The 20,383-nt window shown below is 62.6% G+C and carries 19 protein-coding genes; 18 read left to right on the plus strand and 1 reads right to left on the minus strand.

The genetic code is table 11. From position 1 onward, the window contains the following. Positions 1-5 precede the first annotated feature (5 nt). The 18 genes from ACYVNQ_RS29700 (at position 6) to ACYVNQ_RS29785 (ending at position 18,843) form a co-directional block, all read left to right on the plus strand. Positions 6-1,259, plus strand: a complete 1,254-nt coding sequence (locus ACYVNQ_RS29700; RefSeq protein WP_460907640.1) for an NADH-quinone oxidoreductase subunit D — start codon at positions 6-8, stop codon at positions 1,257-1,259. Between the two features lie 197 nt (positions 1,260-1,456). Further along, the gene (nuoE, locus tag ACYVNQ_RS29705) at positions 1,457-1,942 is read left to right on the plus strand and encodes an NADH-quinone oxidoreductase subunit NuoE (protein ID WP_460907642.1); all 486 of its coding nucleotides are present in this window, start codon (positions 1,457-1,459) and stop codon (positions 1,940-1,942) included. Then, complete coding sequence (gene nuoF, locus ACYVNQ_RS29710; protein WP_460907644.1) at positions 1,939-3,267, plus strand: NADH-quinone oxidoreductase subunit NuoF; 1,329 nt, start codon at positions 1,939-1,941, stop codon at positions 3,265-3,267. Before nuoE ends, nuoF begins: the two co-directional genes overlap by 4 nt. Before the next feature lie 105 nt (positions 3,268-3,372). After that, positions 3,373-5,715, plus strand: coding sequence for an NADH-quinone oxidoreductase subunit NuoG (nuoG, locus tag ACYVNQ_RS29715; RefSeq protein ID WP_460907646.1), 2,343 nt, complete (start codon positions 3,373-3,375; stop codon positions 5,713-5,715). Then, positions 5,716-6,780, plus strand: coding sequence for an NADH-quinone oxidoreductase subunit NuoH (gene nuoH, locus ACYVNQ_RS29720; protein ID WP_460907648.1), 1,065 nt, complete (start codon positions 5,716-5,718; stop codon positions 6,778-6,780). 14 nt (positions 6,781-6,794) lie between these two features. After that, on the plus strand, positions 6,795-7,283 hold the full coding sequence (gene nuoI, locus ACYVNQ_RS29725; protein WP_460907650.1) for an NADH-quinone oxidoreductase subunit NuoI: 489 nt from the start codon (positions 6,795-6,797) through the stop codon (positions 7,281-7,283). 168 nt (positions 7,284-7,451) lie between these two features. Then, positions 7,452-8,135, plus strand: a complete 684-nt coding sequence (locus tag ACYVNQ_RS29730; RefSeq protein WP_460907652.1) for an NADH-quinone oxidoreductase subunit J — start codon at positions 7,452-7,454, stop codon at positions 8,133-8,135. Positions 8,136-8,154: 19 nt separating this feature from the next. Further along, entirely contained in the window at positions 8,155-8,460 is a 306-nt protein-coding gene (nuoK, locus tag ACYVNQ_RS29735) for an NADH-quinone oxidoreductase subunit NuoK (protein ID WP_007588140.1), read from the plus strand. Positions 8,461-8,477: 17 nt separating this feature from the next. Then, complete coding sequence (nuoL, locus tag ACYVNQ_RS29740) at positions 8,478-10,550, plus strand: NADH-quinone oxidoreductase subunit L (RefSeq protein WP_460907654.1); 2,073 nt, start codon at positions 8,478-8,480, stop codon at positions 10,548-10,550. An 18-nt stretch (positions 10,551-10,568) separates the two neighbouring features. Further along, positions 10,569-12,059, plus strand: coding sequence for an NADH-quinone oxidoreductase subunit M (locus ACYVNQ_RS29745; protein ID WP_460907656.1), 1,491 nt, complete (start codon positions 10,569-10,571; stop codon positions 12,057-12,059). A gap of 23 nt (positions 12,060-12,082) precedes the next feature. Beyond that, positions 12,083-13,555: an NADH-quinone oxidoreductase subunit NuoN gene (nuoN, locus tag ACYVNQ_RS29750; protein WP_460907658.1), complete on the plus strand. Its 1,473-nt coding sequence runs from the start codon at positions 12,083-12,085 to the stop codon at positions 13,553-13,555. 4 nt (positions 13,556-13,559) lie between these two features. Further along, complete coding sequence (locus ACYVNQ_RS29755) at positions 13,560-13,856, plus strand: DUF2818 family protein (protein WP_460907660.1); 297 nt, start codon at positions 13,560-13,562, stop codon at positions 13,854-13,856. A gap of 42 nt (positions 13,857-13,898) precedes the next feature. After that, the gene (locus ACYVNQ_RS29760; RefSeq protein ID WP_460907662.1) at positions 13,899-14,501 is read left to right on the plus strand and encodes an NUDIX domain-containing protein; all 603 of its coding nucleotides are present in this window, start codon (positions 13,899-13,901) and stop codon (positions 14,499-14,501) included. Positions 14,502-14,873: 372 nt separating this feature from the next. Beyond that, complete coding sequence (locus ACYVNQ_RS29765) at positions 14,874-15,332, plus strand: DUF1178 family protein (protein ID WP_460907664.1); 459 nt, start codon at positions 14,874-14,876, stop codon at positions 15,330-15,332. An 85-nt stretch (positions 15,333-15,417) separates the two neighbouring features. Beyond that, entirely contained in the window at positions 15,418-16,614 is a 1,197-nt protein-coding gene (locus tag ACYVNQ_RS29770) for an acyl-CoA dehydrogenase family protein (protein ID WP_460907666.1), read from the plus strand. Between the two features lie 13 nt (positions 16,615-16,627). Further along, on the plus strand, positions 16,628-17,824 hold the full coding sequence (locus tag ACYVNQ_RS29775; protein WP_460907667.1) for an acyl-CoA dehydrogenase family protein: 1,197 nt from the start codon (positions 16,628-16,630) through the stop codon (positions 17,822-17,824). A gap of 57 nt (positions 17,825-17,881) precedes the next feature. Beyond that, on the plus strand, positions 17,882-18,337 hold the full coding sequence (locus ACYVNQ_RS29780) for a MaoC family dehydratase (RefSeq protein WP_460907669.1): 456 nt from the start codon (positions 17,882-17,884) through the stop codon (positions 18,335-18,337). 53 nt (positions 18,338-18,390) lie between these two features. Beyond that, positions 18,391-18,843, plus strand: coding sequence for a MaoC family dehydratase (locus tag ACYVNQ_RS29785; RefSeq protein WP_460907763.1), 453 nt, complete (start codon positions 18,391-18,393; stop codon positions 18,841-18,843). Positions 18,844-19,115: 272 nt separating this feature from the next. On the opposite strand, the gene ACYVNQ_RS29790 is transcribed toward ACYVNQ_RS29785, so the two are convergent. Next, the gene (locus ACYVNQ_RS29790) at positions 19,116-20,354 is read right to left on the minus strand and encodes an acyl-CoA dehydrogenase family protein (protein ID WP_460907671.1); all 1,239 of its coding nucleotides are present in this window, start codon (positions 20,352-20,354) and stop codon (positions 19,116-19,118) included. Positions 20,355-20,383 lie beyond the last annotated feature (29 nt).

The raw sequence follows: 20,383 nt of genomic DNA on the forward strand, positions 1-20,383 counted from the left end.
ACGCCATGGCAGAGATCAAGAACTACACGCTGAACTTCGGCCCGCAGCACCCGGCAGCGCACGGTGTGCTGCGCCTCGTGCTCGAACTCGACGGCGAAGTGATCCAGCGCGCCGACCCGCACATCGGCCTGCTGCACCGCGCGACCGAAAAGCTCGCCGAAACCAAGACGTTTATCCAGTCGGTGCCGTATATGGACCGTCTCGACTACGTGTCGATGATGGTCAACGAGCACGGCTATGTGCTCGCGATTGAAAAGCTGCTAGGCATCGACGTGCCGGTGCGCGCGAAATACATCCGCGTGCTGTTCGACGAAGTGACGCGCGTGCTGAACCACCTGATGTGGATCGGCGCACACGCACTCGACGTCGGCGCGATGGCGGTGTTTCTGTATGCATTCCGCGAGCGCGAAGATCTGATGGACGTGTACGAGGCGGTATCGGGCGCGCGGATGCACGCTGCGTACTACCGTCCGGGCGGCGTGTATCGCGATCTGCCGGAAGCGATGCCGCAGTACAAGGCATCGAAGATCCGCAACGCGAAGGCGCTGTCGAAGATGAACGAGAGCCGCCAGGGTTCGCTGCTCGATTTCATCGAAGACTTTTTTAACCGTTTCCCGAAGTGCGTCGACGAGTACGAAACGCTGCTCACCGACAACCGCATCTGGAAGCAGCGTCTGGTCGGCATCGGCGTGGTGACGCCGGAGCGCGCGCTGCAGCTTGGCCTCACCGGCGCGATGCTGCGCGGCTCGGGCATCGAATGGGATCTGCGCAAGAAGCAGCCGTACGAAGTGTACGATCAGCTCGACTTCGACATCCCGGTCGGCGTGAACGGCGATTGCTACGACCGCTATCTGGTGCGTGTCGAAGAAATGCGCCAATCCACGCGTATTGCGAAGCAATGTATTGACTGGCTTCGTAAGAATTCCGGCCCGGTGATGGTCGACAATCACAAGGTTGCGCCGCCGTCGCGCGTCGGCATGAAGTCGAACATGGAAGAGCTGATTCACCACTTCAAGCTGTTCACCGAAGGCTTCCATGTGCCCGAAGGCGAAGCATATGCGGCAGTCGAGCATCCGAAGGGCGAGTTCGGCATCTATCTGATTTCGGACGGTGCAAACAAGCCGTACCGCCTGAAGATCCGCGCACCGGGCTATGCGCACCTGTCCGCGCTCGACGAAATGGCGCGCGGCCACATGATCGCCGACGCCGTGACGATCATCGGGACGCAGGACATCGTGTTCGGCGAAGTGGATCGCTAGAAGTGAACCGCTAGACAAGCAAGTATCATCGCGGCGCGCGCATCAAGATAACAATGTGATCCCACAGCGCGCGCTACGCAAAGGAACGCCGGGTCTGTCGCAGGCGGCAAGCAGCAGGTGCAACGCAAGTGCAGCATCAGGCAGCACGCCCGCGGCAGGTGTTCGTTCGGTAGGAATTGAAAGAGTCGTGTCTGAAAATGATCTCAGCTGAAGGCCTGAAAGAAATCGATCGCGCGGTCGCGAAGTACCCCGCGGATCAGAAACAGTCCGCCGTGATGGCGGCGCTGGCCGTTGGTCAGGAAGAGCATGGCTGGCTGTCGCCGGAACTGATGCAGTTCGTGGCGGACTACCTGCAGATGCCGGCCGTGGCCGTGCAGGAAGTCGCGACGTTCTACACGATGTACGAGACGTCGCCGGTCGGCAAATACAAGATCACGCTCTGCACCAACCTGCCGTGCCAGCTTGGCCCGGACGGCGGCTCGGAGAGCGCGGCCGACTATCTGAAGCAGAAACTCGGAATCGATTTCGGCGAAACCACCACGGACGGCAAGTTCACGCTCAAAGAGGGCGAGTGCATGGGTTCGTGCGGCGATGCGCCGGTGCTGCTGGTGAACAATCACCGCATGTGCAGCTTTATGAGCCGCGCCAAGATCGACCAGTTGCTCGAGGAGCTTTCGAAATGACGTCACTACACGACCGTCACATCAAGCCACTGATCCTCGCCGGCCTGAACGGCGAGAACTGGCATCTCGAAGATTACGTCGCGCGCGGCGGCTACAAGCAGCTGCGCCGCATCCTGGAAGAAAAGATTCCGCCCGAGCAGGTGATTGCCGACGTCAAGGCGTCGGGCCTGCGTGGCCGTGGCGGTGCAGGCTTCCCGACCGGCCTGAAGTGGAGCTTCATGCCGCGTCAGTTCCCGGGGCAGAAGTACCTCGTCTGCAATTCGGACGAAGGCGAGCCGGGCACGTTCAAAGACCGCGACATCCTGCGCTGGAACCCGCATTCGCTGATCGAAGGCATGGCGATCGGCGCGTATGCGATGGGCATCACGGTCGGCTACAACTATATTCACGGCGAAATTTTCGCCGAGTATCGGCGCTTTGAAGAAGCGCTCGAAGAAGCACGCCGCGCGGGCTTCCTCGGCGACAACATCATGGGCTCCGGCTTCTCGTTCCAGCTGCACGCGCACCATGGTTACGGCGCGTACATCTGCGGCGAAGAAACTGCGCTGCTCGAATCGCTGGAAGGCAAGAAAGGCCAGCCGCGTTTCAAGCCGCCGTTCCCGGCGAGCTTCGGCGTGTACGGCAAGCCGACCACGATCAACAACACCGAAACCTTCGCTGCCGTGCCGTTCCTCCTGGAAATCGGACCGCAGGCGTATCTGGAAATCGGCAAGCCGAACAACGGCGGCACCAAGATCTTTTCGATCTCGGGCGACGTCGAGCGTCCGGGCAACTACGAAATTCCGCTCGGCACGCCGTTCGCGACGCTGATGGAACTCGCCGGCGGCATGCGCGGCGGCAAGAAGATCAAGGCAGTGATTCCGGGCGGTTCGTCGGCGCCGGTGATCCCCGGTGACATGATGATGCAAACCGACATGGACTACGATTCGATCGCGAAGGCCGGATCGATGCTCGGTTCGGGCGCGGTGATCGTGATGGACGAAACGCGTTGCATGGTGCGCTCGCTGATGCGCCTGTCGTACTTCTATTACGAAGAGTCGTGCGGCCAGTGCACGCCGTGCCGCGAAGGTACCGGCTGGCTGTATCGCGTGGTGCATCGTATCGAGCACGGTCTGGGCCGCCAGGAAGATCTGGATCTGCTGAACTCGGTTGCCGAGAACATCATGGGCCGCACGATCTGCGCGCTCGGCGATGCGGCGGCGATGCCGGTGCGCGGCATGCTGAAGCATTACTGGGACGAGTTCGAATACCACGTTGCCAACAAGCGTTGCCTCGTCGGCGGGCACGCCGGTGCGGCAGCGGTGTCGGAAACAGTCGCTGCATAACAAAGCCCCAACGCCGCAGACACGTCATCGCGAGCGGGCCGCATGGGCCCGGCGGGTGAGCGGGCGAACGATTGAGCGGTATCAGGTTAAGGAAGATTGACCATCATGGTTGAACTCGAAATAGACGGCAAGAAGGTCGAGGTCCCTGAAGGCAGCATGGTGATCCAGGCTGCGCATCAGGTCGACAGGTACGTTCCGCACTTCTGCTATCACAAGAAACTGTCGATCGCGGCGAACTGCCGGATGTGTCTGGTCGACGTCGAGAAGATGCCGAAGGCCGTGCCCGCCTGTGCGACGCCGGTTTCGCAAGGCATGATCGTGCGCACCAAGTCGGACAAGGCCATCAAGGCGCAGCAGTCGGTGATGGAATTCCTGCTGATCAACCACCCGCTCGATTGCCCGATCTGCGATCAGGGCGGCGAGTGTCAGCTGCAGGATCTGGCGGTCGGTTACGGCAAGTCGTCGTCGCGTTACAGCGAAGAGAAGCGGGTGGTGTTCCACAAGAACGTGGGCCCGCTGATCTCGATGGAAGAAATGTCGCGCTGCATTCACTGCACGCGCTGTGTGCGTTTCGGCCAGGAAGTTGCCGGCGTGATGGAACTCGGCATGCTGGGCCGCGGCGAGCATTCGGAAATCACGTCGTTCGTCGGCAAGACGGTCGATTCGGAACTGTCGGGCAACATGATCGACCTGTGCCCGGTCGGCGCGCTGACCAGCAAGCCGTTCCGCTACAGCGCCCGCACGTGGGAACTGTCGCGCCGCAAGTCGGTGAGCCCGCATGATTCGGTGGGTGCGAATCTGGTGGTGCAGGTCAAGAACAACCGCGTGATGCGCGTGCTGCCGTTCGAGAATGAAGCAATCAACGAATGCTGGATCTCGGACAAGGACCGCTTCTCGTACGAAGGTCTGAATAGCGAAGAGCGCCTGACCACGCCGATGCTCAAGCAAGGCGGCAAGTGGGTCGAAACCGACTGGCAGACCGCGCTCGAGTATGTGTTGAAGGGCCTCAACGGCATCAAGGGCCAGCACGGCGCGAACGCGATTGCCGCACTGGGCAGCGCGCACAGCACGGTCGAAGAACTGTTCCTGCTGAAGCAGCTCGCGCAAGCGGTGGGCACGCCGAACGTTGACTTTCGTCTGCGTCAGACCGATTTCTCGGCGCCTCTCAACGGCACGCCGTGGCTCGGCATGAAGATCGCGGATCTGTCGAACATCGACGCGGCCTTCGTGGTAGGCGCTTCGTCGCTGCGCCGCGATCATCCGCTGTTTGCCGCGCGTCTGCGTCTGTCGTCGAAGGCCGGCGCGAAGGTGTCGCTGCTGCAGGCTTCACGCGACAACTCGCTGATCCCGAAAGCACAAGTGATCTCGGCAGCGCCGTCCGCATGGCTCGACGAACTCGCAGCGATCGCCGCTGCGGTATCGGAAGCGAGTGGCGTGGCACTGCCCGAAGCCTTCGCAGGCACGACCGCTACCGATGCAGCCAAGCAGATCGCCGCCTCGCTCGCCGCCGGCGACAAGCGCGTCGTGCTGATCGGCAACGCAGCGGTACAGCATCCGGAGTTCGCGCGGATTCACGCTGCGGCCCAATGGATCGCAGATAGCACGGGCGCCGCGCTCGGCTTCCTGACCGAAGCGGCCAACACGGTTGGCGCGCATCTGGTCGGCGCACTGCCGGCTGCCGGCGGCCTGAACGCACGTGAAGCGTTCGAGCAGCCGCGCAAGGGCTACCTGTTGCTGAACATCGAACCCGAATTCGACACCGCTAATCCGGCGCAAGCGCTGGCCGCGCTGAACCAGGCGGAAATGGTCGTCGTGATGTCGCCGTTCAAGACCGGCACCGAATACGCGGACGTGTTGCTGCCGATCGCGCCGTTCACGGAAACGGCCGGCACCTTCGTCAACGCAGAAGGCACGGTGCAAACCTTCAACGGTGTGGTGCGTCCGCTTGGCGACGCGCGTCCCGCATGGAAGGTGCTGCGTGTGCTGGGCAGCCTGGTCGATGCGAAAACCTTCAGTTACGACACGGCTGAAGAAGTGCGCACCGCGGCACTCGGCGACGTGGACCTCACGCCGCGCCTGTCGAACAAGACGAGCGTCGCAATCGCACGCAGCAACGGCAACGGTGCGAAGGCCGCCAACGGTTCCTTCGAACGCATCGCCGACGTACCGATCTACCACGCCGACGCACTGGTGCGCCGCGCGCCGTCGCTGCATCTGACGGCGGCTGCCCGCGCGGCGAACACGATCGGCCTGCCGGCCGCGCTGTTCGACAAACTCGGTTTGAAAGATGGCGACGCCGTGCGCGTGCGCCAGGGCGAGCGCTCGGTGCAGATTCCGGCCGTGCGCGATGCGAATCTTGCGGAGACGGTGGTCCGCGTATCGGCGGCTACGCCTGCCGGTGCTGCGCTGGGCAGCCTGTTCGGTGAACTGCTGGTGGAGAAGGCGTAAATGACCCTGTTCGATTCGATCAACGCCGGCGGCAGCCAGCTTCTCGGCGTGGCCTGGCCCACGATATGGGCGCTGGTGCGCATCCTCGTGGTGGCCGTGGTGATCCTGCTGTGCGTGGCTTACCTGATCCTGTGGGAGCGTAAGCTGATCGGCTGGATGCACGTGCGTCTCGGCCCGAACCGGGTCGGCCCCGGCGGCTCGCTGCAACCGATCGCCGACGTGCTGAAGCTGCTGCTGAAGGAGGTGATCCAGCCGGCGCAAGCCAGCCGCTGGATCTACCTGATCGCGCCGGTGATGGTGGTGGTGCCGGCCTTCGCGGTGTGGGCGGTGATTCCGTTCCAGGCCGGCGCGGTGCTCGGCGACATCAACGCGGGCCTGCTGTACGCAATGGCGATTTCGTCGATCGGCGTGTACGGCGTGATTCTGGCCGGCTGGGCGTCGAACTCGAAGTACGCGTTCCTCGGCGCGATGCGCGCCGCGGCGCAGATGGTGTCGTACGAAATCTCGATGGGCTTCGCGCTGGTCGTCGTGCTGATGACCGCCGGCAGCCTGAACCTGTCGGACATCGTCGGTTCGCAGATGCGCGGCATGTTCGCGAGTTACGGCATCCACTTCCTGTCGTGGAACTGGCTGCCGCTGCTGCCGATGTTCGTCGTCTACTTCGTGTCGGGCATCGCGGAAACGAACCGCCACCCGTTCGACGTGGTGGAAGGCGAGTCGGAAATCGTCGCAGGTCACATGATCGATTACTCGGGGATGGCGTTTGCGCTGTTCTTCCTCGGCGAGTACATCAACATGATCGTGATCTCGGCGCTGGCCACGATCCTGTTCCTCGGCGGCTGGGACGCACCGTTTGGTTTCCTGACCTTCATTCCGGGTGTCTTCTGGCTGGTGCTGAAGGTATTCATGTTGTTGTCGATATTCATCTGGGTGCGTGCGACGTTCCCGCGCTACCGCTATGACCAGATCATGCGTCTGGGCTGGAAGGTGTTCATTCCGGTCACCGTGGTGTGGCTGGTGGTGGTCGGCTTCTGGATCATGTCACCGTTGAATATCTGGAAATAAGAGGGCGGACGACCATGACCTCGATTCAAAACTTCTTCAAGACGTTCTTCCTGACCGAGCTGCTGAAAGGTCTCGCGCTGACCGGACGCTATACGTTCCAGCGCAAGATCACCGTGCAGTTCCCGGAAGAAAAGACGCCGATCTCGCCGCGTTTTCGCGGTCTGCACGCACTGCGCCGCTATGAGAATGGCGAAGAGCGCTGCATCGCGTGCAAGCTGTGCGAAGCGGTGTGCCCGGCACTGGCGATCACGATCGAATCGGAAACGCGCGCGGACAACACGCGCCGCACGACGCGTTACGACATCGACCTGACCAAGTGCATCTTCTGCGGTTTCTGCGAAGAAAGCTGCCCGGTCGATTCGATCGTCGAGACGCACATCCTCGAGTATCACGGCGAGAAGCGCGGCGACCTGTACTTCACGAAGGACATGCTGCTGGCCGTCGGCGACCGCTACGAAGCGGAAATCGCGGCGAACAAGGCAGCGGACGCACCGTACCGTTGATGTAACTGCAATTCGAAGCAAGCCGCATCGCCCGTTAGCACGCGGTGCGCCGTTCCTTGACTGTCGTTCGAACGCAAGCTGCAAGCATGATCGTGTTCATGCGCGGCGCGCGCGGATGGCGAGGCAAAGGACCATGCCTGACGATGGCCTAACGAAGAACCGGTAATCATGGAATTCACCACCGTACTGTTCTACATCTTCGCTGTGCTCCTGACGCTGTCGGGGCTGAAGGTGATCACTTCGCGCAACCCCGTCGCGTCCGCGCTGTTCCTCGTGCTGGCGTTCTTCAACGCCGCCGCGATCTGGATGCTGCTGCAGGCCGAGTTCCTCGCGATCCTGCTGGTGCTGGTGTATGTCGGCGCGGTGATGGTGCTGTTCCTGTTCGTCGTGATGATGCTGGACATCAATCTCGACGTGCTGCGGCGCGACTTCAAGCGCTTCGTGCCGATGGCGACCATCGTCGGCGCGATCATCGTGATCGAAACGGCGTTGATCCTGTGGCACGGCTACGGCGCGACGGTACAGCCGGTGCGCGATACCACCGCAGCGATCGGCGGCACCGCCGGCTGGTCGAACACGCGTCTGATCGGCAAGGTGATCTACACCGATTACATCTTCGCGTTCGAAGTGGCCGGTCTCGTGCTGCTGGTCGCGATCATCGCGGCGATCGCGCTGACCACGCGTCACCAGAAAGACAGCAAGCGCCAGCGCATTTCCGACCAGGTGGCCGTGCGCCGCGAAGACCGCGTGCGCATCGTGAAGATGCAATCCGAGAAAGCCGAGCCGGAGACGCTCGAAACCGCGGCGCCAGCGGCGGCGGCACCCAGCTCGGCCCCGAGCACCAAGGCCTGAGCGCAGAGGAGATAAAACCATGTTGAGTCTTGCCCATTACCTCGTGCTCGGTGCGATCCTGTTTGCGATCAGCATCGTCGGCATTTTCCTGAACCGCCGCAACGTGATCATCATCCTGATGGCGATCGAGTTGATGCTGCTGGCGGTCAATACCAATTTCGTCGCGTTCTCGCACTATCTGGGCGACGTGCACGGCCAGATCTTCGTGTTTTTTGTGCTGACCGTCGCCGCGGCCGAAGCGGCCATCGGCCTCGCGATTCTGGTGACCCTGTTCCGTAGCCTCGACACGATCAACGTCGAGGATCTGGATCAGCTCAAAGGTTAATTTCAGGTAAGACGGTTATGTCCACGACAATCAACGAAAACCTGCTGCTGGCCGTTCCTCTCGCACCGCTCGCCGGCTCGCTGATCGCAGGTCTGTTCGGCAAGACGGTAGGGCGCGCAGGCGCCCATACGGTGACGATCCTCGGGGTGGCGATCTCGTTCATCCTGTCGGCGATGGTGTTTCTCGACGTGCAGAACGGCGGGAGCTTCAACGCGACGATCTACGAATGGATGACGGTCGGCAAACTGAAGTTCGAAGTCGGCTTCCTCGTCGATTCGCTGACCGCGATGATGATGTGCGTGGTGACCTTCGTGTCGCTGATGGTGCACATCTACACGATCGGCTACATGGCGGAAGACGACGGCTACCAGCGCTTCTTCTCGTACATCTCGCTGTTCACGTTCTCGATGCTGATGCTCGTGATGAGCAACAACTTCCTGCAGCTGTTCTTCGGCTGGGAAGCGGTGGGTCTGGTGTCGTACCTGCTGATCGGCTTCTACTTCACGCGTGAGAGTGCGATCTACGCGAACATGAAGGCGTTCATCGTGAACCGCATCGGCGACTTCGGGTTCCTGCTCGGTATCGGCCTGCTGCTCGCGTACGGCGGCTCGATGAACTACGGCGAGATCTTCTCGAAGAACCACGAGCTGGCTTCGCTGACCTTCCCGGGCACCGACTGGAACCTGCTGACGGTTGCGTGTATTTGCCTCTTCATCGGCGCGATGGGTAAGTCGGCGCAGTTCCCGCTGCACGTGTGGCTGCCGGATTCGATGGAAGGCCCGACGCCGATTTCCGCACTGATCCACGCGGCAACCATGGTGACCGCCGGCATCTTCATGGTGGCGCGCATGTCGCCGCTGTTCGAACTGTCGGACGCCGCGCTGTCGTTCATCATGGTGATCGGCGCGATTACCGCGCTGTTCATGGGTTTCCTCGGCATCGTCCAGAACGACATCAAGCGCGTGGTCGCGTACTCGACGCTGTCGCAGCTCGGTTACATGACGGTCGCGCTCGGCGCGTCGGCTTACCCGGTCGCCGTGTTCCACCTGATGACGCACGCGTTCTTCAAGGCGCTGCTGTTCCTCGGCGCCGGCTCGGTGATCATCGGCATGCACCACGACCAGGACATGCGCAACATGGGCGGCCTGTGGAAGTACATGCCGATCACGTGGATCACGTCGCTGATCGGTTCGCTCGCGCTGATCGGTACGCCGTTCTTCGCCGGCTTCTACTCGAAAGATTCGATCATCGATGCGGCCAAGCTGTCGCATCTGCCGGGTTCGGGCTTCGCGTACTTCGCGGTCGCCGCCAGCGTGTTCGTCACGGCGCTGTACTCGTTCCGTATGTACTTCCTCGTGTTCCACGGCAAGGAGCGCTTCCGCGGTCCGAAGCACCCCGACTCGCCGATGGCGAAGGAAGCCGCCGCACACGCGCATGACGAAGACCATGGCCACGGCCACGGTCATGACGATCACGGCCATGGCCACGAGCACGTGCCGCACGAAACGCCGTGGGTAGTGTGGGTGCCGCTGGTGCTGCTGGCGATTCCGTCGGTGATCATCGGTGCGATCGGCATCGGCCCGATGCTGTACGGCGATTTCTTCTCGCACGGCGTCGCGTTCGACAAGGTGATCTACATCGCCGACAACCATCCGGCACTGCGCGAAATGGCCGAGGAATTCCACGGCTGGTTCGAGATGGGCATCCACTCGTTCGCGGGTCTGCCGGTGTGGCTGTCGCTCGCCGGTGTGATCGTCGCGTGGTTCCTGTACATCGTGCGTCCGGAACTGCCGGCCAAGATCCGCCAGACGTTCTCGCCGATCTACACGCTGCTCGACAACAAGTACTACATGGACAAGATCAACGAGATCGTCTTCGCACGCGGTGCGGTGGCGATCGGCCGCGGCCTGTGGAAGGAAGGCGACGTGGTGGTGATCGACGGTATCGTCAACGGCAGCGCGCGCTTCATCGGCTGGTTCGCCGGTGTGATCCGCTTCCTGCAGTCCGGTTATATCTACCACTACGCGTTTGCGATGATCATCGGGATGTTGGGCCTCCTGACGCTGTTCGTTACGCTCGGCGGAAAATAAGGAACGCGAGGAGACACCATGTATAACTACCCGATTCTAAGTATCGCCATCTGGATGCCGATCGTGTTCGGCCTCGTGGTGCTGGCGGTGGGCAACGACCGCAATCCGGCTCCGGCGCGCTGGATCGCGCTGGTCGGCTCGATCCTCAGTTTCATCGTGACGATTCCGTTGATGACGGATTTCGACACGAACACGGCCAAGCTGCAGTTCGTCGAGCACGCGAAGTGGATCGAACGCTTCAACATCACGTATTACCTCGGCGTCGACGGCATCTCGATGTGGTTTGTCGTGCTGACCGCGCTGATCACGATCATCGTCGTGATCGCCGCATGGGAAGTGATCAAGAAGAACGTGTCGCAGTATCTGGCGGCATTCCTGATCCTGTCGGGCATCATGGTCGGCGTGTTCTCGTCGGCTGACGGCATGCTGTTCTACGTGTTCTTCGAAGCGACGCTGATCCCGATGTACATCATCATCGGCATGTGGGGCGGGGCGAACCGCGTGTACGCGGCGTTCAAGTTCTTCCTGTACACGCTGATGGGTTCGCTGCTGATGCTGGTCGGCCTGATCTATCTGTACACGCAGACGGGCACGTTCGAGCTCGCCGCATGGCATGCCGCGCAGATTCCGATGACGCCGCAGGTGCTGCTGTTTATCGCGTTCTTCCTCGCGTTCGCGGTGAAGGTGCCGATGTGGCCGGTTCACACGTGGTTGCCTGACGCACACGTCGAAGCGCCGACCGGCGGCTCGGTGGTGCTGGCGGCGATCATGCTGAAGCTCGGCGCGTACGGTTTCCTGCGCTTCTCGCTGCCGATCGCACCGGACGCAAGCCACTTTCTCGCGCCGGTGGTGATCACGCTGTCGCTGATCGCGGTGATCTATATCGGCCTCGTCGCGATGGTGCAGGCCGACATGAAGAAGCTGGTCGCGTATTCGTCGATTGCGCACATGGGCTTCGTCACGCTCGGCTTCTTCATCTTCAACCAGCTCGGCGTGGAAGGCGCGATCGTGCAGATGATCTCGCACGGCTTCGTGTCGGGCGCGATGTTCCTGTGCATCGGCGTGCTGTACGACCGCATGCATACGCGCCAGATCGCCGATTACGGCGGTGTGGTCAACACGATGCCAAAGTTCGCCGCGCTGGTGATGCTGTTCTCGATGGCGAACTGCGGCCTGCCGGGCACTTCCGGTTTTGTCGGCGAGTTCATGGTGATTCTGGCCGCGGTCCAGTACAACTTCTGGATTGCGTTCGGCGCCGCGTTCACGCTGATTCTCGGTGCCGGCTACACGCTGTGGATGTACAAGCGCGTGTACTTCGGCGCGGTCGCCAACGACCACGTGAAGAAGCTGATCGACATCAACGGCCGTGAGTTCTTCATGCTGATCGTGCTTGCCGCGCTGACGCTGTTCATGGGCCTGTACCCGAAGCCTTTCTCTTCAGTGATGCACGCGTCCGTGGAGAACCTCCTTACCCACGTATCGCAGTCGAAGCTGCCGCTGTCCCAGTAGCAGAGCGGAGGAAACACAAAATCATGCAAAACGCCCCTATTAGTGCTCTGCTACCCGACGCGCTGCTGATGGCCGCGGTGGTCGTCGCGTGGCTGAACGAGACCTTCGCGGGTCCCGCCGGCCGCCGCGTCACGTATCTGATCGCGGTCATCTCGACGGTGGTCGCCGGCGTCTGGTTCTCGGCGCTCGCGCTCGACCCGGCGCAGCATTACTACTTCTCGCGGATGTACGTGGTCGATTCGTTCGCGAGCGTGATGAAGGCCGTCGTGTCGTTCGGCTACGCGGTGTCGATCCTGTACTCGCGCAAGTATCTGGAAGACCGCGGCATCTTCCGCGGCGACTTCTACCTGCTCGGCATGTTCTCGCTGCTCGGCCAGCTGATCATGATCTCGGGCAATAACTTCCTGACGCTGTATCTCGGTCTGGAACTGATGTCGCTGTCGCTGTACGCGCTGATCGCGCTGCGCCGCGACGCCGCGCAGTCGAATGAAGCGGCGATGAAGTACTACGTGCTGGGCGCGCTGGCTTCGGGCTTCCTGCTGTACGGCATCTCGATGATCTACGGCGCGACCGGTTCGCTCGAACTGAACGAAGTGCTGAAGGCTGTCGCTTCGGGCCGCATCAACGACGTCGTGCTGCTGTTCGGCGTGATCTTCATCGTCGCGGGTATCGCGTTCAAGATGGGTGCGGTGCCGTTCCATATGTGGGTGCCCGACGTGTACCAGGGCGCGCCGACCGCGATGACGCTGATCGTCGGCGGTGGCCCGAAGGTCGCGGCATTCGCGTGGGGCCTGCGCTTCCTCGTGATGGGCCTGCTGCCGCTGGCCGTGGACTGGCAGGAAATGCTGGTGATTCTCGCGGCGCTGTCGCTGATCGTCGGCAACATCACCGGTATCGTGCAGCGTAACGTGAAGCGGATGCTCGCGTACTCGGCGATCTCGAACATGGGCTTCGTGCTGCTCGGCCTGCTGTCCGGCGTGGTGGACGGCAAGACCAACGCGGCCGCGAGCGCATACGGTTCGGCGATGTTCTACAGCATCGTCTACCTGATCACGACGCTCGGCTCGTTCGGCGTGGTGATGCTGCTCGGCCGCAAGGACTTCGAAGCCGAAACGCTCGACGACTTCAAGGGCCTGAACCAGCGCAACCCGGTGTACGCATTCGTGATGATGGTGATGATGTTCTCGCTCGCCGGCATTCCGCCGACGGTCGGCTTCTACGCGAAGCTGGCCGTGCTCGAAGCGACGATGAACGCCGGCCTCACGTGGCTGGCGGTGCTGGCGGTGATCACGTCGCTGTTCGGCGCGTTCTACTACCTGCGTATCGTCAAGCTGATGTACTTCGACGAGCCGCAAGATACGAGCGCGATCGTCGCCGATTCGAGCAAGCGTCTGCTGCTGACGCTGAACGGCGTTGCGGTGCTGCTGCTCGGCATTGTGCCAGGCCCGCTGATGACGATCTGCCTGCAGGCGATCTCGCATACCTTGCCGCTTTAATTAGATGTCAGCGGCCGGTTGGTTTATCGTGTTGTTGGCGCTCGCGGGCGCCAACCTGCCGTTCCTGAATCAGCGCCTGTTCGCTGTCGTGCCGATGAAGGCCGTCAAGAAAAGCGCGTGGCTCAGGATCGGCGAAATGATCGTGCTGTATCTGGTGGTCGGAGCGTTCGGCTTCATGCTCGAAGCGCGCGCCGGCAACCGCTTCGAACAGGGCTGGCAGTTTTACGCGATCACCTTTAGCCTGTTCGTCGTGTTCGCCTTCCCAGGCTTCGCGTTTCAATATCTCGTCAAACGGCGCTAACGGTTCCGGCCGCGGCGCTTCATCGTCGCATAGAGGTCGCAGATGGCTGGAATTCCGAAGCAGCAACTCGAGCATCACGAAGGTCTCACCGAAACGCTGGTCGAAAGCAAGCGTGTGTACGAGGGACCGTTCATGAAGATCAACTGCGATACCGTGCGCTTGCCGGACGGTAAGCAGGCAACGCGCGAATATGTGGTGCACGCCGGCGCGGTGATGGTGATTCCGCTGCTCGACAACAACCGCGTGCTGCTCGAGCGTCAGTATCGTTATGCGACCGGCAAGGTGATGATCGAATACCCGGCCGGCAAGCTCGATCCGAACGAAGACGAATTGACCTGCGCGCAACGCGAGCTGGAAGAAGAAACCGGTTACTCCGCGAGCGAGTACATCTTTCTGACGCGCATCCACCCGATCATCTCGTACTCGACCGAGTTCATCGATATCTATCTTGCGCGTGGCCTGACATCCGGCCGGCAGAAACTCGACGAAGGCGAATTCATCGAACTGTTCACCGCGGATGTGGCCGAACTGTCCGAATGGATACGCACGGGCAAGGTCAGCGATGTGAAGACGATCATCGGTACGTTCTGGCTCGAGAAATTCTTGTCCGGTGCGTGGGAGTTGCCCGCGCCGGTGGGCCGCTAGGCGCGGCTCCGACGATACGCTGCGAAGTGTCATGCGATGCCACGCGGCATCGCTGGCACTCGCGTTTTTCATGTCTTGCCGGCACCTGCGGCGACATTGCCTGACGCAACGAATCACGTTGCCCCGACCAGACGCGTAACGAGGTCCGACGCGCACGGTGTACCATTGCGCAGCGCGATTGAATTTTTCATCGAAAGCGCATAGGCGGCGGCCGTCCATCGCATCGATCCGATGTCATGACGAATCGATTGCGCAGTTGAAACGCCGCCGATTAGTAATGAACGATCAAGCGAACGTTCAAACGAACGATCAAGCGAACGACCGTTCACAAATACCTGTTTTGCGCTAAACTCCTACGCAAGCCCTGATTCCATGAAGGTCCTAGATTTACAGTGCCCGCACGGCCACCGGTTCGAAGGCTGGTTCGCATCAGCCGACGACTTCGAAGCGCAACTGTCGAAGAAGCTGGTTGCGTGTCCGGTGTGCAACGCGACTGAAGTGAGTCGCCTGCCGTCGGCGCCGCGGCTGAATCTGTCCGGTGCGAGCGAAGCGTCGGCAGGCGCTGCAGGCGCCGCCGCTTCCGCTGCCGCAAGCGCCAACCCCGATTCGCTGCAGGCGCGTGCGATGCGTGCGTTGCGCGAGGTGCTGGAGAAGACCGAGAACGTGGGCGACCGCTTCGCCGAGGAAGCGCGGCGCATTCACTACAACGAAGCGCCGGCTCGCAATATTCGCGGTGTCACCACGCCCGAAGATGCGAAAGCCCTTGTCGAAGAAGGCATCGACGTGATGCCGTTGCCGATTCCTGCTGCGCTGAAAGAGCCGCTGCAATGAAGTTGCGCTGACCGCCGCAAGCGTGGTCTCGCGTGCGGCGGTTTCCTGGCGGCGGCGGGGTGGCCGCGGCGAGGAGTGACTGCGCATGGATCTGAACTACACGAGCGCCGACGACGCATTTCGCGCCGACATCCGCGCGTGGCTCGCAGCGAATCTGCCTGCGACGCTGCGCGACAAGGTTCTGCAACACAAACGTCTGAATCGCGACGACTACGCGAGCTGGCACGCGCTGATCGGCGCGCGCGGCTGGTCTGCGCCCGCGTGGCCGGTCGAATATGGCGGCCCGGGCTGGAACGCGACGCAGCGGCATATCTGGGACGAAGAGTGCGCGCGTGCCGGTGCGCCGATCGTGCTGCCGTTCGGCGTATCGATGGTGGCTCCCGTGCTGATGAAGTACGGCAACGAGGCGCAGCAGCGCTACTACCTGCCGCGCATCCTTGCCGGTACCGACTGGTGGTGCCAGGGCTACTCGGAGCCGGGCGCGGGCTCGGATCTCGCGTCGCTGCGCACGCGCGCCGAACGCGTCGGCGACCACTACGTGGTGAACGGCCAGAAAACCTGGACCACGCTCGGCCAGCACGCGGACCTGATGTTCTGTCTCGTACGTACCGACGGCGAAGCGAAGAAGCAGGAGGGCATCTCGTTCCTGCTGATCGACATGAAGACGCCCGGCATCACGGTGCGGCCGATCATCACGCTCGACGAAGATCACGAAGTCAACGAAGTGTTCTTCGACGATGTGAAGGTGCCGGTGGCCAATCTGGTCGGCGAAGAAAATCGTGGCTGGACCTACGCGAAGTATCTGCTGGGCCACGAGCGCACCGGCATTGCGCGCGTCGCGCATTCGAAGCGCGAGCTGGCGTTTCTGAAGCAGTTCGCTTCGGCGCAACGCAAGCACGGCAAGCCGTTGCTCGACGATCCGGTGTTCGCCGCGAAGGTCGCGAGCCTCGAAATCGAACTGATGGCGCTCGACGTGACCGTGCTGCGTGTGGTCGCGAGCGAAGCGCAAGGACGCGGACCGGGACCGGAAGCGTCGATGCTGAAGATCAAGGGCACCGAAATCCAGCAGGCGCTGACCGAACTGATGTTCGAAGCGGCCGGCCCGCTGGCGGCGCCGTTCGATGTGCCGTTCCTCGAAGGCGAGCACCCGCACAGCGTAACGGGCGACGACGCGGCTGCGCCGCTCGCCGCGCATTACTTCAATATCCGCAAGACGTCGATCTACGGCGGCTCGAACGAAATCCAGAAGAACATCATCGCGCAGATGATGCTCGGGCTTTGATGAGGCGCGGCGTATGAACTTCGCTTTTACCGACGAACAGCAACAACTGGCCGACGCGTTGCGCCGTTATCTGGACAAGCAATACGCGTTCGACGCGCGCCGCGCGGTCGTCCATTCGGCAAGCGGTGTATCGGATGCGCACTGGAGCGGACTTGCCGAGCTCGGCATCACGGCGCTGCCGGTGCCGGAAGCGCAGGGCGGATTCAGCGGCGGCGCGGTGGATATGCTGGTCGTCATGCAGGCGCTGGGCCGTGCGCTGGTGGTCGAGCCGTATTGGGCGACGGTGGTCGGCATCGAGGCGCTGCGCCTCGCCGGCAGCGGGCAGGGCGACGATGCGGCGCTGCTCGAACAGGCTGCGCAGGGTTCATTGAAGCTGGCGGTGGCGTTTCATGAACCCGGCGCGCGCTACGATATTTTCTCGGTCGAAACGACAGCGGCTGCAACTGCGCAGCCGGGCGGTGCCTGTCAGCTAAGCGGCGTTAAATCAGTCGTGCAGCACGGTGCGCAGGCGCAGCAGTGGATCGTGCCCGCGCGTCTGGACGGCGAGATCGCGCTGTTTGTGGTCGCGCACGATGCGTCTGGTGTGGAGACCAGCGACTATCGCACCATCGACGGTCAGCGCGCCGCGACGCTAAAGTTCTCGCAGGCGCCTGCGCGGCGGCTGGGTGGCGCGCACGCGGGCGCAGCGACGCTCGAACGCATTGCGGATTACGGTACGCTGCTGCTGTGCGCGGAAGCGCTCGGTGCACTCGATGCGCTGAACCACGCGACGGTCGACTATACGAAGACGCGCCAGCAGTTCGGCGCGCCGATCGCGCGCTTCCAGGCGCTGCAGCACCGGATGGTCGACATGATGATTCACGCGGAGCAGGCGCGTTCGCTGACTTATCTCGCCGCCGTGCGTTATGCGGACGAAGCAGCGGACGAGCTGGCCGACGCCCACGCGGACGCACACGCCGACGCACGCGCCGACGCACGCGCCGACGCACGGCGCCGCGCGGTATCGGCGGCGAAAGTGCGCATCGGTCAGGCGGCGCGCTTCGTCGGCCAGCAGGCGATCCAGTTGCACGGCGGCATGGGCATGACCGACGAAGTGATGGCAGCGCATCTGTTCAAGCGTCTGTCGATCATCGAGACCACGCTGGGCGACGTCGATCATCATCTGGCGCGCTTCGCGGCGCTGCCCGGCTTTGCGCGCAGTGCCGCGTAGGTTCTGCCGACGTCGCGGTCGCGGGTCAAATAACTCTGGATTCTGCAAGGAGACGAGATGGGCTTTAGCTACGAAGATATGGAAGTCGGCAAGCGCTACGAGGTCGGCGAGCATACGTTCACACGCGAACAGATCGTCACGTTCGCCCAGCAGTTCGATCCGCAGCCGTTCCACATCGACGACGCGGCGGCCGCTGCCTCGCCGTTCGGCACGCTGATCGCGAGCGGCTGGCACACCTGCTCGGTGATGATGGCGCTGCTGGTGCGCGGCGCGCTGGCAGATTCGACGTCGATGGGCTCGCCCGGTATCGACGACATTCGCTGGATCAAGCCGGTGCGCGTTGGCGACACGCTGCGCATGACGCTGGTCGTGCTCGACAAGCGCGTGTCGGCCAGCAAGCCGGACCGCGGCATCGTGTCGACGCAGTGGGACGGCGTCAATCAGGATGGCGACACGGTGATCACGGTGCGCTCGAAGAACATTTTCGGTTTGCGTCATCCGGAGGCGGCGTGACGCAATCACCTGAGTCGACGCCGGATCGGCCCACCGAACCTCCGCCCGAGCCGATGCCGATCGCAAGCGCCGATGCGTTGCGCGCGCTGGTCGGCGCGCCCGCGCGCGTCAGCGCATGGGTCGACATCGATCAGGCGAGCGTCGATCGCTTCGCCGATGCGACCGGCGATCATCAGTGGATTCACGTCGATCCCGAACGCGCGCGGCGTGAGTCGCCGTTTGGCGGACCGATCGCGCATGGCTTTCTGACGCTGTCGCTGATTCCGGCGTTGCTGGTGCAGACGGTATCGTTTGAACAGCGGCTCGGCGTGAACTATGGCTTGAATCGCGTGCGCTTTACCGCGCCGGTGCCGGTCGGCTCGCAGGTGCGCGCGACCTTTGCGGTGGCGAACGCCACGGAAGTCGACGAAGGCGGTGTGCAGGTGACGTGGAGAGTGACGCTGGAGCGGCAGGGGAGCGAGCGGCCGGTGTGTATCGCGGAGTTTATTACGCGGCACTATTTCTAGCGCTGCTGGTTCTGGCGGAAACGCTGAGAACCCGCGCGAGCGCGTCGGAGAAGGCGCGCGATACGCTGCTGCCGGAGCGGCAGAGAAGCTGCGTGAGTGCGTTGGCGCGAAGACACGCCATACGCTGTTCTGCAGTGGGCGCGTCGGCGTGTGTTGTGAACGCACACCCGGCACCTGTCGACGCAGACTGGCTAAGCCCGTCATACCGCAATGCCGTCGTCGACGGCATCTCGTGCTCGCACGCAGCATGGCCGCGTGCGAGCCGCTCCGTCTTACGGCTTTGAAGACGACGCATCGTCCGCATACTTCGCAAACTCCAGCTTCGCGATCGCATTGCGATGCACTTCATCGGGCCCATCCGCAAAGCGCAGCCAGCGCGCCGTCGTGTACGCATAGGCGAGCGGGAAATCGTCGCTCATGCCGGCCGCGCCGTGCGCCTGGATCGCCCAGTCGATCACCTGGCAAGCCATGTTCGGCGCGACCACCTTGATCATCGCGATCTCGCCGCGCGCGCCCTTGTTGCCGACGGTGTCCATCATGTATGCGGTCTTCAGCGTCAGCAGGCGCGCCTGATCGATCAGACAGCGCGCCTCGGCGACGCGCTCCTGCGTGACCGTCTGCGCGGCAATCGGCTTGCCGAACGCGACCCGCTGCAGCACGCGCTTGCACATCAGTTCGAGCGCGCGCTCCGCCAGACCGATCAGCCGCATGCAATGATGAATGCGGCCCGGCCCGAGACGTCCTTGCGCGATCTCGAAACCGCGCCCTTCGCCGAGCAGCAGGTTCGACGCCGGCACCCGCACGCGATCGAGCGTGATCTCCATATGGCCATGCGGCGCGTCGTCATAGCCGAACACGGTCAGCGGCCGATGCACGGTGATGCCGGTCGCGTCGGCCGGCACCAGGATCATCGACTGCTGCTGATGGCGCGGCGCATCCGGATCGGTCTTGCCCATCACGATAAACAGCTTGCAGCGCGGGTCGCCCGCACCCGACGACCACCATTTGTGGCCGTCGATCACGTAGCTGTCGCCGTCGCGCACGATGCGGGTCTGGATGTTGGTCGCATCCGATGACGCCACTTCCGGCTCCGTCATCAGAAACGCCGAGCGGATCTGCCCCTGCAGCATCGGCTCCAGCCATTCGCGCTTGTGGTCGACGTTGCCGTAGCGTTCGATGGTTTCCATGTTGCCGGTGTCCGGTGCGTTGCAGTTGAACACTTCGGGCGCCCACGGCACACGGCCCATGATCTCGCATAGCGGCGCATATTCGAGATTGGTCAGCCCCGCACCGCGTTGCGAATCCGGCAGGAACAGATTCCACAGGCCCGCGTCGCGAGCCCGCTGCTTGAGCGTCTCGACCAGTTCGGTCGGCACCCACGCGTTGCCTTGCTGCCGGTTGCGCGCGATCTCGGCAGCGAACGCCTGCTCGTTCGGATAGATATGCTCGTCGACGAACGCGAGCAAGCGTTCGCGCAGCGCCTGAACCTTCGGGGTGTAGTCGAAATTCATCAGTGCCCTCGTGAAACGTGAATGTGATC

The sequence above is a fragment of the Paraburkholderia jirisanensis genome (assembly GCF_054782355.1).

What these genes read in the sequence shown, in the direction of transcription:
- ACYVNQ_RS29700 (WP_460907640.1), top strand. Translation starts at nt 6, where the DNA reads ATGGCAGAGATCAAGAACTACACGCTGAACTTCGGCCCGCAGCACCCG.
- nuoE (WP_460907642.1), top strand. Translation starts at nt 1,457, where the DNA reads ATGATCTCAGCTGAAGGCCTGAAAGAAATCGATCGCGCGGTCGCGAAG.
- nuoF (WP_460907644.1), top strand. Translation starts at nt 1,939, where the DNA reads ATGACGTCACTACACGACCGTCACATCAAGCCACTGATCCTCGCCGGC.
- nuoG (WP_460907646.1), top strand. Translation starts at nt 3,373, where the DNA reads ATGGTTGAACTCGAAATAGACGGCAAGAAGGTCGAGGTCCCTGAAGGC.
- nuoH (WP_460907648.1), top strand. Translation starts at nt 5,716, where the DNA reads ATGACCCTGTTCGATTCGATCAACGCCGGCGGCAGCCAGCTTCTCGGC.
- nuoI (WP_460907650.1), top strand. Translation starts at nt 6,795, where the DNA reads ATGACCTCGATTCAAAACTTCTTCAAGACGTTCTTCCTGACCGAGCTG.
- ACYVNQ_RS29730 (WP_460907652.1), top strand. Translation starts at nt 7,452, where the DNA reads ATGGAATTCACCACCGTACTGTTCTACATCTTCGCTGTGCTCCTGACG.
- nuoK (WP_007588140.1), top strand. Translation starts at nt 8,155, where the DNA reads ATGTTGAGTCTTGCCCATTACCTCGTGCTCGGTGCGATCCTGTTTGCG.
- nuoL (WP_460907654.1), top strand. Translation starts at nt 8,478, where the DNA reads ATGTCCACGACAATCAACGAAAACCTGCTGCTGGCCGTTCCTCTCGCA.
- ACYVNQ_RS29745 (WP_460907656.1), top strand. Translation starts at nt 10,569, where the DNA reads ATGTATAACTACCCGATTCTAAGTATCGCCATCTGGATGCCGATCGTG.
- nuoN (WP_460907658.1), top strand. Translation starts at nt 12,083, where the DNA reads ATGCAAAACGCCCCTATTAGTGCTCTGCTACCCGACGCGCTGCTGATG.
- ACYVNQ_RS29755 (WP_460907660.1), top strand. Translation starts at nt 13,560, where the DNA reads ATGTCAGCGGCCGGTTGGTTTATCGTGTTGTTGGCGCTCGCGGGCGCC.
- ACYVNQ_RS29760 (WP_460907662.1), top strand. Translation starts at nt 13,899, where the DNA reads ATGGCTGGAATTCCGAAGCAGCAACTCGAGCATCACGAAGGTCTCACC.
- ACYVNQ_RS29765 (WP_460907664.1), top strand. Translation starts at nt 14,874, where the DNA reads ATGAAGGTCCTAGATTTACAGTGCCCGCACGGCCACCGGTTCGAAGGC.
- ACYVNQ_RS29770 (WP_460907666.1), top strand. Translation starts at nt 15,418, where the DNA reads ATGGATCTGAACTACACGAGCGCCGACGACGCATTTCGCGCCGACATC.
- ACYVNQ_RS29775 (WP_460907667.1), top strand. Translation starts at nt 16,628, where the DNA reads ATGAACTTCGCTTTTACCGACGAACAGCAACAACTGGCCGACGCGTTG.
- ACYVNQ_RS29780 (WP_460907669.1), top strand. Translation starts at nt 17,882, where the DNA reads ATGGGCTTTAGCTACGAAGATATGGAAGTCGGCAAGCGCTACGAGGTC.
- ACYVNQ_RS29785 (WP_460907763.1), top strand. Translation starts at nt 18,391, where the DNA reads ATGCCGATCGCAAGCGCCGATGCGTTGCGCGCGCTGGTCGGCGCGCCC.
- ACYVNQ_RS29790 (WP_460907671.1), bottom strand. Translation starts at nt 20,354, where the DNA reads ATGAATTTCGACTACACCCCGAAGGTTCAGGCGCTGCGCGAACGCTTG.